This window comes from Dysgonomonas sp. GY75 (assembly GCF_015234155.1).
Taxonomy (GTDB): Bacteria; Bacteroidota; Bacteroidia; order Bacteroidales; family Dysgonomonadaceae; genus Dysgonomonas; species Dysgonomonas gadei.
On the sequence record NZ_JADCLQ010000022.1, the window covers coordinates 1 to 13,304 of the forward strand.

At 44.3% G+C, this 13,304-nt stretch carries 9 protein-coding genes and 2 pseudogenes; all 11 read left to right on the forward strand.

Annotated features, from left to right (window positions below; translation table 11 throughout):
* Positions 1 to 243 (forward strand): annotated as a pseudogene (locus IR083_RS10350) (IS110 family transposase); the annotation flags it as partial.
* Positions 244 to 612: pseudogene (locus IR083_RS10355) on the forward strand (DUF4138 domain-containing protein); the annotation flags it as partial.
* A gap of 3 nt (positions 613 to 615) precedes the next feature.
* Positions 616 to 1,203 (forward strand): conjugal transfer protein TraO, encoded by a 588-nt coding sequence (locus IR083_RS10360; RefSeq protein WP_194224262.1) that lies wholly within the window; start codon positions 616 to 618, stop codon positions 1,201 to 1,203.
* 164 nt (positions 1,204 to 1,367) lie between these two features.
* The gene (locus IR083_RS10365) at positions 1,368 to 6,092 is read left to right on the forward strand and encodes a beta strand repeat-containing protein (RefSeq protein ID WP_194224263.1); all 4,725 of its coding nucleotides are present in this window, start codon (positions 1,368 to 1,370) and stop codon (positions 6,090 to 6,092) included.
* Between the two features lie 50 nt (positions 6,093 to 6,142).
* Positions 6,143 to 7,201, forward strand: coding sequence for a T9SS type A sorting domain-containing protein (locus IR083_RS10370; RefSeq protein ID WP_194224264.1), 1,059 nt, complete (start codon positions 6,143 to 6,145; stop codon positions 7,199 to 7,201).
* Positions 7,202 to 7,351: 150 nt separating this feature from the next.
* Positions 7,352 to 9,184, forward strand: a complete 1,833-nt coding sequence (locus IR083_RS10375) for an OmpA family protein (protein ID WP_194224265.1) — start codon at positions 7,352 to 7,354, stop codon at positions 9,182 to 9,184.
* 45 nt (positions 9,185 to 9,229) lie between these two features.
* Positions 9,230 to 9,682 (forward strand): TraQ conjugal transfer family protein, encoded by a 453-nt coding sequence (locus IR083_RS10380; RefSeq protein ID WP_194224266.1) that lies wholly within the window; start codon positions 9,230 to 9,232, stop codon positions 9,680 to 9,682.
* Positions 9,683 to 9,817: 135 nt separating this feature from the next.
* On the forward strand, positions 9,818 to 10,210 hold the full coding sequence (locus IR083_RS10385; RefSeq protein ID WP_194224267.1) for a hypothetical protein: 393 nt from the start codon (positions 9,818 to 9,820) through the stop codon (positions 10,208 to 10,210).
* A gap of 211 nt (positions 10,211 to 10,421) precedes the next feature.
* On the forward strand, positions 10,422 to 10,706 hold the full coding sequence (locus IR083_RS10390; protein ID WP_194224268.1) for a DUF6047 family protein: 285 nt from the start codon (positions 10,422 to 10,424) through the stop codon (positions 10,704 to 10,706).
* A gap of 764 nt (positions 10,707 to 11,470) precedes the next feature.
* Complete coding sequence (locus IR083_RS10395) at positions 11,471 to 12,469, forward strand: type IV toxin-antitoxin system AbiEi family antitoxin (RefSeq protein ID WP_194224269.1); 999 nt, start codon at positions 11,471 to 11,473, stop codon at positions 12,467 to 12,469.
* Positions 12,447 to 13,295 carry a nucleotidyl transferase AbiEii/AbiGii toxin family protein gene (locus IR083_RS10400; protein ID WP_194224270.1) on the forward strand — a complete coding sequence of 283 codons (849 nt, stop codon included), beginning with the start codon at positions 12,447 to 12,449 and terminating at the stop codon, positions 13,293 to 13,295. The genes IR083_RS10395 and IR083_RS10400 overlap by 23 nt, the downstream gene beginning before the upstream one ends.
* The last annotated feature ends 9 nt before the right edge of the window (positions 13,296 to 13,304 follow it).

A 13,304-nucleotide genomic window follows, 5' to 3' on the forward strand; every position in this document is an offset into this window, starting at 1 on the left:
AATAACTGGTTAGGTGAATTTTACAGGCGCATCAAGGCCAAAAGCGGTGCACCAACAGCCATAAAAGCGACTGCTCGCAAGCTGGCAATTATTTTTTACCGGATGCTCAGGGATAAAAAAGAGTTTTCGCCTTTACCTCTTGACGAGTATAATCACTATTTCAAGGAACGAAGAATTAAATACGTTGATAAACAGGCCGCTAAGTATGGTTTTAGATTAGTGCCTATCGATAGCGTTTCTTAAGAGTACACGCTGAAAGGCATCTACTCGAACGGCGGGATACTGTATTTCCATATGCAGCTGAAGAATACGACAAACATGCCTTTCAATGTGGATTTTATCACATTCCGGGTCGTCGATAAGAAGGTAGCAAAAAGGACGGCTATACAGGAACAGGTTATACGGCCGCTCAGGGACTATAACAACATGACGGTAATAGGAAGTAAGCGCACCGGGCGTATGGTCTTCGCCCTGCCGCTGTTTACCCTGCCGGACGGCAAGCTGCTGCTGGTAAGTCTGCATGAGAAGGACGGGGGAAGGCATCAGCGCTTTACAGTGGATAATGCCGATCTGGCGCGTGCAAAGGTCATTAACGAACTTAAAGCGGAATAAGCCATGAGCAGGATAGCATTAATCATCACGCTGGCCTTTTCACTGGGGCTATTGTGTATCAAAGCCCCTGCTCAACGCGCCCTGCCGGGTATGAAGGGCATACAGCTAACAGGTGGTATGGTTGACGGGGTTTATTCGCCTTCAATCCAAAATGAAGCGGGCTGTTACTTCGGGGCGGCAATGGCTGCTTATACAGGCCATAGCAATAAATGGGTATTCGGCGGGGAATACCTGAACAGGTACTACCCCTATAAGGATACCCGTATCCCGGTAATGCAGCTTACGGTTGAAGGAGGCTATTACCTGAATATCCTCTCCGACGGAAGCAAGACCTTTTTCCTTTCTGTAGGTGGTTCAGCTTTGGCTGGGTATGAAATTGTAAACCAGAGTAAAAAGCTATTATCAGACGGGGCTACGCTCCTGAATAAGGACGCTTTTATCTATGGCGGGGCCGTTACATTGGAACTGGAAGCGTACCTGTGTGACCGGATTGTCTTTCTCATGACAGGACGCGAAAGGGCATTGTGGGGAAATACCACAGGCCGTTTCCATGCACAGTTCGGTGCGGGAATCAGGATTATGGTAAACTGAATAAAATTTGGCTTTGCCGAATTTTTATCTCAAAATTTCAAAATCCCGGTATTTCAAAATTCAAAGTTAAAATGAACCGGTACGCTTGCTATAAGCTACCGGCTGAAAGCTTCACCGGCACATTTTATTAATATACAGTATTCATCTTTTAAACAATTAACAATATGGCAAAGAAAATTTATCTACTGCTGCTCCTTGCAATAGCGGGGATAGCAATCTCAAACATGAATGCGCAGGTGCGCATCAGCGGCAGGGAAGCGCCGGACAGCTCGGCTGTGCTGGACTTAAATCCCGATAACAAGACAAATGAAGGCAATGCAGTCTTAGGATTGGCATTACCGAGGGTAAAGCTCAAGGGAAGCTCGAACGCTTCCCCGTTAAAAGAACATGTAAAGGGTATTATCGTCTATAATGTAAATACAGCGGGCGATGTTGTTCCCGGCTTATACCAGAACGACGGGACAAAATGGCTGCGCCAGCCCGACGCCGTATATATGGACGAGTCCCTGAAATCGCTGGCAAGGCTGCTGGCGGAAAAGGACAGCATTGTCGGCAACGAGGTGGTAAATGCGACAGGCGGAGGAGGGCTTATCCGGGCAGGGGCAGGAACAAATGCCTCGCCTTATACGCTGGGTATAGCGAAAGGAGGCGTTACGACGGATAAGATAGCCGATGGGAGCATCAACATCAATAAGTTCGCTGACAGTACGGTTATTCATCTGGGAAATAATATCGCTTCCAGTATCTATCATACAGTATTGGGCGATACCATCATTAGCTACATCAGCCGGAATATGGATAATTCCGCATTGATGGACAGTGTAGTAAATGCCATCAGCCATAACAATACTTATATCAGGCAGCTGATAGATAATATAGCCCAGAATGAGTACAGCACTGTGCTGGGTGATACTATCATTAGCTACATCAGTCAGAATGTGGACAATTCGGTGTTGATGGACAGTGTAATGAACGCTATCGGCAATAACAAAGCCTACCTGAAACAGCTGATAGACGGCATATCCCAAAACGAGTATAATACGGTATTAGGCGACAGCATTATCAATTATATTACGAAGAATATCGGCCTGACAAACCTGGGCGACAGCATCAGCTATTATATAAGCAATCATTTCAGTACGCAGCTGGGCGATACGGTAATGAGTCATATCACGAACGGACTGGACGGCTCTGCCCTGATGGACAGTATCAGTTACCATATAAGCAACAATAACGCCTACCTGAAAGAGCTGATAGATAATATCGCAAAAAATGTATATAACACTACACTGGGAGATACGCTTGTAAACCATATTGCACAAAATATCACACAGACAGTCTTAGGGGACAGTATCCTGCACTATATCACGAACGATATACGGAATACGGTACTTGGCGATAGTATTATCAGTCTGGTGCATGAGAATGAAAGGGACGGAATTATCGGCAATGAAATAACCAATGCGACAACAGGGGGTGGCTTAACGCGTTCAGGGGCAGGAACTGTCGTTTCGCCCTATACACTTGGAGTGGCTGCGGGTGGTATTACAACTGATAAGCTTGCCGATGGCGCCATTACCTTCAATAAATTCTCCGACTCTACGGTTGTCCATATCGGTAATAATATCGCCTCGCATATGCATCATACGGTACTGGGCGATACCATTGTCAGCTATATTACCCAAAATATCGGCAACACCGTGTTGGGCGGCAATATCCTGCAATATATAACGGATGATATAAGCAATACGGCATTGGGCGACAGCATCATTAGTATGGTACATAAAAACGAAAGGGACGGAATTATCGGAAATGAAGTTACTAATGCAACAATGAATGGCGGTTTAACAAGGGCAGGTTCGGGAACAGCTGCTTCTCCTTATACGTTGGGAATATCAGACGGAGCGATAACTACAGCCCGGATTGTAGACAATGCAATTACATCAGTAAAGATAGCAGATAACGCCGTTACTATTGCAAAAATAAATGATAACGCCGTAACTTCTGCTAAAATAGCAGATGGAACAATCACTAATTCCGATATTAGTACAACGGCAGCTATTTCAGGAACCAAGCTTGCCGATAGTGGTATTACTTCATCTAAAATAGCTGATAACGCTGTAACTACAGCTAAGATAAACGATAAAAGCGTTACCATTGGCAAAGTCAACGCAACAGGCACAGCTTCTTCAACTACCTTTCTTCGTGGCGACGGTTCCTGGTCTGCACCTGCGGGAGACGGGCAGGGCGTGACTTCCGTTAGCGGTGCCAATGGTCTTACTGTTACTAACGGAACAACAACACCGACTATCAGCCTTCCTGCCGGAACAACAAGTGGGAATGTTTTAAAATGGAATGGTACGGCTTGGGCTTCATCTGCCGATGCTGGGATAACAAGCGAATCGGATGGAATTATCGGCAACGAGGTAACAAACGCTACAGCCAATGGAGGCTTAATCCGCTCAGGTTCGGGAACCGCCACTGCTCCTTATACGTTGGGAATATCCGACGGAGCAGTAACTACAGCGCGGATTACAGATAATGCAGTGACATCAGCCAAGATAGCAGACGGTACAATTACCGATACAGATATTAGTGCTACGGCAGCTATCACAGGTACGAAACTAGCTGATAAAAGCGTTACCGTAGGAAAAGTCAATGCCACTGGTACGGCTTCTTCAACAACCTTTTTACGTGGCGATGGCACCTGGTCTGCACCTGCGGGAGACGGGCAGGGAGTAACTTCCGTCAGTGGTGCCAATGGTCTTACTGTTACTAACGGAACAACAACGCCTACCATCAGCTTACCTGCCGGAACAACCAATGGTAATGTCTTGAAATGGAACGGTACAGCATGGGGTTCCTCTGCCGATGCAGGTATTACAAGCGAATCGGATGGAATTATCGGCAACGAGGTAACAAACGCTACAGCCAATGGAGGCTTAACAAGGGTAGGTTCGGGAACTGCCACTTCGCCTTATACACTGGGAATTTCAGATGGAGCTGTAACAACAACCAGACTTGCTGATAACGCTGTAACTACAGCTAAGATAACAGATAATGCCATTACATCAATAAAGATAGCTGATAACGCTATTACCACTGCTAAAATCTCCGACGGTACAATTACCGATTCCGATATTAGTACAACGGCAGCTATTTCAGGAACAAAGCTTGCTGATAAAAGTGTTACCGTTGGCAAAGTGAATGCTACAGGTACAGCTTCTTCTACAACCTATCTTCGTGGTGACGGCACATGGTCTGCTCCTGCGGGAGACGGGCAGGGCGTGACTTCCGTCAGTGGAGTCAATGGCATTACTGTAACAAATGGAACAACAACGCCGACCATCAGTCTGCCTGCCGGAACTACAAACGGGAATGTTCTGAAATGGAACGGTACAGCATGGGCTTCCTCTACAGATGCGGGGATAACAACAGAGGCAGATGGTATTATAGGCAATGAGGTAACGAATGCTACAACAAGCGGAGGTTTAACCCGTTCAGGCTCTGGAACCGCTGCCGCTCCTTATACATTGGGAATATCGGATGGAGCTATCACTACAGCACGGATTGCGGATAATGCAGTGACATCTGCCAAGATAACAGATAATGCCGTAACTACGGCTAAAATAAACGACAAAAGCGTTACTGTTGGCAAAGTCAATGCCACAGGTACAGCCTCTTCTACAACCTTTTTACGCGGTGATGGCACCTGGTCTGCACCCACCGGTGATGGTCAGGGAGTAACTTCCGTCAGTGGAGCCAATGGCCTCACTGTTACCAACGGTACAACAACACCTACCATCAGCCTTCCTGCCGGAACAACAAGCGGTAATGTCCTGAAATGGAACGGCACAACATGGACTTCTTCTACCGATGCAGGGTTAACAACAGAGGCAGATGGTATCATCGGAAATGAGGTAACGAATGCTACAACAAACGGAGGCTTAACAAGGACAGGTTCAGGAACCGCTGCCGCTCCCTATACACTGGGAATTTCAGATGGAGCTGTAACTACAGCCAGGATTGCTGATAATGCCGTAACTACAGCTAAGATAAACGACAAAAGCGTTACCGTTGGCAAAGTCAATGCTACTGGTACAGCCTCTTCAACTACCTTTTTACGTGGTGACGGTACCTGGTCTGCACCTGCCGGTGATGGACAGGGTGTAACTTCGGTCAGCGGGGCAAATGGTATTACTGTTACCAATGGAACGACAACACCTACTATCAGCCTTCCTGCCGGAACAACCAATGGAAATGTTTTAAAATGGAATGGTACTGCATGGGCTTCATCCTCCGAGACAGGCATTACTACCGAATCGGATGGTATTATCGGTAATGAGGTAACCAATGCCACAATCGATGGCGGACTTGTCCGTGCAGGCTCCGGTACGGCAGCGGCTCCTTATACGCTGGGCATAGCTGATAATGCAATTACATCCGCCAGGATAGCCAATGGTACAGTTCAAGCCGAAGACTTAAACAATATGGGCGCTTCAGGCGGACAGGTACTTGCTTATAACGGCAGCGCATGGGGTCCCTCAACGAATTATACCACCCCGAGGGAGATTACCCCGCCTATTACAAGTACGGGGACAGGCACGGTGACTGCCGGTGGATTCAGTGACGTATATGTCTGGGACAATCTTCCTGCCGGATTATATACCATCCGCGTCAAGATAGCCAACGGCGGTACGGCAAAGTTCAAGCTGCATTCGGATGTTCCCTTCAGCACCAGCGCACTGTTCGAGGTCACTTCCGATTCGGAGGACAGGATCGCCGAGCTTGTGTTCCTGCATATGCATACCAGTACGCTGAGTTTGAAAGCCAATTGTACGGGAGCCTGCCCGACACGCTTATTCAACTTGTTTTTAGCGCGTTTGTAATATCTCGGACCGACAAATAATATAGGGAAATATAACTATAAATGAAAAGAATGAAACGACAATTTATTATAAAACTAACCTGCCTGCTATTCCTGTGTATAATAACAATACCTGCAATACCCATAAAAGCGCAAGCAGTACAATCAGCATGGCATGGCAAGATCAGTATCGGTGATATCCCTGTACTGATGCACGGGGATTTGGCCCTGCAATCCGACGGCGAGCTGTTTACAAATAACGGACGGATGGAGCTTGAAGGCAGCTACTACGGCGAACCCGGCTCCAGGGCTTACCGCTATATTAAAGGAACAGCTATCGATGCCGATATAGACGCATCCTTCTTTCTGGATGCATCCATAGCGACAGGTTCCACTGAAATTATACCCGAGTTGGACGAAGGCTGGGACGGCTCCCCCGTTGAATTGGTTAAGGCAGGATTGGGTATAACCGCTATTGGGACAGGAACAAGTACAGGAAGCAGCGTTTTCTATATTGAACCCAAAATACCGGATTGCGGGGACTTATATGTGCAGTTATTACATAAGGGAAATGGAAATAACTCCGTCTGGTCTCTTACCGGAACCATTACTTTACCCCTGATTAAACAGCTGCGTAACCATACTTTGCTGATAAACAACAATCCCGATACAAATGACGGACACAACTTCAGCTATTACAAGTGGTACAAGGATGGACAGCAGTTAAAGGAGGGCTCCCACAAGGAGCATGGAGGCAGCTATTATACCGGGGGAGCAAACCTGGATGAAAATGCGGTCTATATGGTAGAAGTAACAGATGCTGACGGAAAGCGTTACTTCTCCTGCCCGTACAGCTATGTCCCAATAGCACTTCCTGCCAGCGTAAAAGTCTATCCGAACCCTGTCAGCCGGGATAACAGCCGTGTTTATGTACAGGTGGAGACAACCGATGAAAAGCTGCTTGAACAGGCGGAAGTGGAGGTTTACAGTTATACGGGCAGCTATTACGGGAAAGTACAGGCTAAGGGGCAGCATACGATCCCTGTAGACCTGCCAAAGGCCAGCGGCATTTATATACTGAAGTTCAAATCCAAGGAAATGGAAACAGGACTCAAAGCAGTGGTACAATGATAATGTGCCAATGTCTAATGATTTGAGCTGTTAGCTTATAGCCGTTGGCTGTTAGCGGCGCAAAGCGAAAAAAAGCTATAAGCTAAAAGCTAATGGCTAATGGCTAACAGCTTAATTTAACCCGGACTAAAAATAAAATAGAAATAAAATATGAAGAATATAAGAACTATAAAAAATATAAAAAAACGTATAAGGCAGCCCCGGCTGTTATACAGGCGCGGGATATATAGAACCTGTTTACACAGGATATATGCCGTATTGCTGGGCCTGATGGTATTCCAGACAGCCTGTGCCCAGACGGGGGATACTAAAGATCCGGCACGGCATATAACTACAGACGGGGATGATCCTGCGGAAAGGGAAATACGGGAAAGGCAGCTGCTGGCCTATTACCTGGAATGGAGTTATGTCCCGCATGAATTGAACCTGTGGATGGCAGGGGGATTTTCTTCCCTGAACTACCGCCCGAATACAGGAAAAGCCGGTACGGGCATAGGATATGCCTTCGGTATCGGGTATACACGCTATATAAGTAGGAACTGGGGTGTTTCCACCGGTATGGAGTATGCCCTTTACCGCAGGCATATAAGCATTGGTAACATAAGCAGTTCCTATGCAACCCATGACGCTGACAATAATCCGATTGAATACCGCTCGCATATGGATTACTATAGGGAATACCAGCGTTCAGGCTTGCTGAATATCCCTATTTCATTGATATACCGTGCAGGAAGGAATAACAGGTACTATGCCTCGATGGGCTTTAAATTGGGCATTCCTGTTTACGGCAGGTACACGGCAAGCGGAAGCACGGTCGCTACCTCAGGTTACTATACTGACTACCATCAGGAAGAAATCTGGCAGAACGATCTGGGCTACGGTACCTTTTCCGTAAAGACAATGGAAAGGCCTTTGACGTTAAGAACGGCCTATACCGGAACACTGGAAGCCGGCATGAAATGGAATGTGGGTATCGGTACGGATTTATATACGGGCTTCTATCTGGACTATGGCCTGAATAATGTTGCCGGAGGCGTAAAAACACAAAAAAAACATTTTGTCGGATATAACTACGATAACCCGTCCGATCCCCGGATAAACGATTTGCTGTCCTCCGTATACGGAACTTCGGATAACAGGTTGGCCTTTATGGAGAAGGTATCGCCTTTAGCCATTGGTATAAAACTAAAGCTTGCCTTTGCCATCAGTAGCGGCGACTTGCTGGCGGAAAGGAGGAGGTACAGGGAGATGCAAAATTCAGGCGGATGGGACGATATCTATGGATATACAGAAAGCACAGGGACTACAGGCACAGATACCAAAGACAGGCACAGGGAACCGATCCGCATACGGATGCAGGAACGGAAGCAGGAGGAACAACAGTTACAAGCACCGGCTCCGGGAAAAGATCCCGTAACGGCGTTTGATGAATCTGCCGGAAGATATACAATGTCTCCAGCCGCTGCCGTAAATACAGCCGCAAAAGATACGGAAGAAACTGAACTGGCGGGGAAAAATGCAAGTGAAGCAATAAGCGGTACGGCAATAGCTCCAATAGAAACCGTCATCACCGATACAATCGTAGAAATAAAGGGAACGGGAAGACAGGAATCCGGGACAGGAAACTGTAATTGCGGCCCGGCTCTTCCATCCGTAATAACCATGGGCAATTACAAGCTGGGACAAACCGCGCTATCGCCTGAACAGAAAATCATATTGGACGGATATACCGGATTATTGCAGGCAAACCCGCAGGCGCATATCGAGATTACCGGGCATACCTGTAATATCGGTACGGAAAAGGGCAATATCCGTATGGGACAAATGCGGGCGGATAAGGCAAAAGGCTACCTGGTAAGCAAAGGCATAGCATCTGGGCGCATCAGCACATTTAGCAAGGGTGATACTGAACCTGTGAGTCCGGGTAACAGTGATGAAAGCCGCAGCAGGAACCGCAGATTGGAGATAAGGATAAGCAACTGATTTTCTGATAATATAAAGGAATAACAAAAATATAAAAAAAGAATAATGAAAAATATGCTAACGAAAATAAAACGCGCGTTTGCGCAAATAACCTGGCTGGCGGCGGTAATGCTGCTGGCCTTGGCCTGTAGCGGCGATATTGATATTAAGCGGGATTATGCATTCAAGGTTACTCACCTGCCTGTACCGAAAAAGATAAAGAAAGGAGAAACCATTGAAATCCGCTGCCGGTTGGAACGGACCGGATATTATAAGGATACGGGGTATGTAATGAGATATTTCCAGACACAAGGCCGCGGCCTTCTAAGGATGGGGGATAACGGGCCTTTCCTGCCGAATGACCTGTATGAATTGAAGGAAGATACATTCCGTTTGTATTACACGTCACAGTCGGAAGAACAGGCAGTGATAGATATTTACTTTTTTAGTTCGGAAGGCAACAGCTTTATGCTCAGCTTCAGCTTTAATAATGATAATCCGGAGGAGGAACAGCCATGATGACAATGATAATCATATCGTATACCCTCAATTGGGTATTTATAATTTACTCATTGGCGACCGCGAAAACGGATGTGGAGCTGTGGAATGGGGAAATGGAGTAAAAATGTATTATAACAAAAAAATAAAGGATTTATGTTATCAGATTTTTTTAGAATAAACCTGCCGTATGGTTTGGCAAGAAATGCGAAAGGGCAATGGATGGCTTTCAACAGGGAATATAAGCCGTTGGGTTTCAATACGACAGAAACACTTGTAGATGCCCGTACACTGAAAGAGAACAGCAGGGAACTGCCCCTGTTCTCTTTGTTCTTCGGCTTGACAAACCGCTTTATACAGGAAATAACCGAATATGACGAACACGCCGTCAACAGGGATGAACAGGGAAATATTAATCGTTTCTGGCTCTATAACGACAGTACGAATCCTATGAACCAGCCGGATAAAGACAATAAATATTGGGAAATCTACTGGAAGAAGCTGGAAAAGATAGCCCGGTTGAGCGTGCATCATAATACCGGATGGTAATATGGTTCTCCTTACCGTATATTTACAATCCGGTGAGGAAATCAGGCACAGGGCAAAAATACATTTGCTTATTTTTGCCCGGCCGCTTACTGTTGATAATGTACCGGATGATAACAAATACTTACACCTGCGTTGCGACCCAATAGATTTGGGAGGAAAGTAAGTTTTTGTATTGAGGGCTGTTAATCAAAAAACTTTAAATTAAATATATATGTCCGTTGAGAATCCGAAAAACGGGTATGGCGGCTATAATGCCATTGAAACAGATAAGGGCGTATTGCTGTTCTCCGGAACAAAAGAAGGTTTCAGGCTGTTTCACGACTGCATGGCTCTGTTTATGGATAACCTGTACAATCCCTTATGCAACAACGCTTATTTCAATATCCACTATATCGAATCGGGCAATCCTTCGGTAAGTATTCGGCAGACTGTGCAAAAACTGTCTAAAAAAATGGATTATATCAGAGCGTATAATAATTGGCATATTCCAAAATGAACTTTTTCTTCCGTTTTTTCGTAACAAACGGACATAACATAAGAATAGGTGAGCAAAACACACAACTTATTTTTGAAAAAGGCTCCATAAGGTCTTTCAACCTATTTCTGAAGCCCTCTATCCCCAAAATAGACAGGCATCTCCTTAGGTTATATACTATCATCAGTATATTCACTTCGCTTAATACATTTACTCTACCTTTCATTAAAGTATAGGTAAAGCCCCATTGACGTTTAAGAACACCAAAGGGATCAGTTCAAACGTTTGACCAGTCAATCGACCAACCAGTCAATTGATTAATCAATCAACCAATAGTAATAGTGGGCAAAACATTCTCTCTTCGTTATTCTCCATACTTCCCACTGCTGCGGATGTCGGCAATCCTAATCCGGAAGATGAACAGCCACTACGAAAACAAAAGAAAAAGAAGAAGGGTCGAAGTATGGGTTAATATACTTCTTTTTCATTTGGTAAACAAAGGTATATTCCAAGAATAAAACGTCAACACCAAGCCGCAAGCGATTTTACGCGAAATCTCCACTCCTCCGCTATGCTTCGGGTAGTATTTCGCGTAAAAGTGTTGTCTAATTTATTCTTTCCATAGAAGAGGTGTTTACAAAATGTAAAAGGGGAAAATATGTAGGTGTGTTCGCTCAGGATCTTATTTGCTTCAAAAACTGAACTTTTTTCTTGCTAATTCAAGAATGTTCATTATATTTGCATGTTCATTGACAATGAACGGCTAATTAAAATGAACAAGCTCCATGAAAACAAAAGATATCCTATTAGAGGAAGTAAAGGATAAATTGCTTGAAAAAGCGGGAATTACTATAACTTACTCTGATAGTAAAAGAGAAAGCAATAGTGTTGCTCGGATAAAAGAAGAGCGTTTTATCGTTGATGTGAAGCCTGAAATCACACAAGGAAATAAAGGTGTTGTGCTTCAGCAGCTCAAGGATGCCTCAAGGGAGGAAAATCTGCCGGTGCTTCTCATTACAAAATATATTCCTTCTGCCATAGCTAAATCTTTTGTAGAGGAAGGGATTAACTACATTGATGCAGCGGGTAACTGCAACATACAACAAAATAGTATTTTACTGATTGTTGAAGGAAAGAAAATAGAACGACTTCCTAAAACAAACCAACCTCGCGCTTTTCAAGAAGCAGGAATAAAGCTGATATATTGCCTGCTTGTTAATCCGGACAATATCAATAAGTCATTTCGAGAACTTTCCGAGTTATCCCAAATTTCATTGGGTTCTGTAAGCACGATTGTTCAAGAGCTTGTTGAGTCAAAATTTCTCTTAAAAACAAAAAATAAGAAAGTTCTTAAAAATAGAATAGATCTTCTGAAACGTTGGGTTATTGCTTATAATGATGTGCTTCGTCCTAAATTGTTCGTAAAAAAGATGAATTTCACTAATAAGTCTGAATACTCGAACTGGAGTAGTCTGGACTTATCTTCTGTCTCTGAGAAAACATTGTGGGGTGGCGAATGTGCTGCCGGTATCATAACGAAAAATCTTACTCCGGCAAATTTTATCATTTATACTGATGCCACTTGGCAAACTTTGGGTAAATCGTTGAAGTTGATTCCTGATGAGAACGGAAAAATAGAAATACTCCGTTTGTTTTATGACGCAGAAAAAGGCGATACTGTTTCTCCTCTTTTGACATACGCTGATCTTATGGGCAGTGGGGATAGTCGAAATATAGAAATCGCAGAAATAATATTGAACAATGAGCTACAATATCTCAAGTGAGAACTTAAATAATCCACTATTGAAGGATTTGCTAAAGGAACTGAACGACTTCTTTGGTAATATAAATGTAGACTTCTATGTAATAGGAGCTACCGCCCGTGATATTATACTGAGCAATCTACATGATTTAGTTCCGGAGCGTAAAACAAATGATCTTGATATCGCCATTGCCATATCAGATTGGAATCAATTTCAGTCCATTGAAAAGAATTTGCCTAAAAAAGAAGGATTTACAAAAAGCAAGGAGCAAAAGCAACGCTTTATCTACAAAGGATTTTATGTGATTGATATTGTTCCGTTTGGCGATGTGGCAGAAGATGATGGTAATATCTACTGGCCACCTGACGAAACCATTGCAATGTCGGTTTTGGGCTTTCCAGAAATGGCAGACTCAACAATTAGTGTAGAAATTGATGGGGAGGTCTCTATACAAATAGCTTCTCTTCCCGGATTATTCATATTGAAGTTGGTTGCATGGAAAGACCGTCATTTGTCGGGCTCGAAAGACGCATACGATATGGCTTTGCTCCTAGCAAACTATCTGGACATTAATACAGAAAGAGCCGTTAAAGAACATTACGATCTCTATGAAGCGGACGAATTTGTCCAAGTTATTGCCGGGGCACAACTTATGGCAAGAGATGTCAAATTATTAATACGGGATAACGAGAATACATTAATATATCTCTGCGATATAGTAATCAAGGAGATAGAACTTGCCGAAGAGAGTCAGTTAATCAATCAATTAATGGAATCAAACGCGAGTTTGCAGTATGAACAAGTCCTTGCTTGTTTGGAATCAATTCTTAAAGAATGGAAATCATAAAAAATATAG

Bases quoted from the DNA above. Each gene is read 5' to 3' on its own strand.
- IR083_RS10395 (WP_194224269.1), top strand. From the start codon at position 11,471: ATGAAAACAAAAGATATCCTATTAGAGGAAGTAAAGGATAAATTGCTT.
- IR083_RS10390 (WP_194224268.1), top strand. From the start codon at position 10,422: ATGTCCGTTGAGAATCCGAAAAACGGGTATGGCGGCTATAATGCCATT.
- IR083_RS10380 (WP_194224266.1), top strand. From the start codon at position 9,230: ATGAAAAATATGCTAACGAAAATAAAACGCGCGTTTGCGCAAATAACC.
- IR083_RS10365 (WP_194224263.1), top strand. From the start codon at position 1,368: ATGGCAAAGAAAATTTATCTACTGCTGCTCCTTGCAATAGCGGGGATA.
- IR083_RS10360 (WP_194224262.1), top strand. From the start codon at position 616: ATGAGCAGGATAGCATTAATCATCACGCTGGCCTTTTCACTGGGGCTA.
- IR083_RS10370 (WP_194224264.1), top strand. From the start codon at position 6,143: ATGAAACGACAATTTATTATAAAACTAACCTGCCTGCTATTCCTGTGT.
- IR083_RS10400 (WP_194224270.1), top strand. From the start codon at position 12,447: ATGAGCTACAATATCTCAAGTGAGAACTTAAATAATCCACTATTGAAG.
- IR083_RS10375 (WP_194224265.1), top strand. From the start codon at position 7,352: ATGAAGAATATAAGAACTATAAAAAATATAAAAAAACGTATAAGGCAG.
- IR083_RS10385 (WP_194224267.1), top strand. From the start codon at position 9,818: ATGTTATCAGATTTTTTTAGAATAAACCTGCCGTATGGTTTGGCAAGA.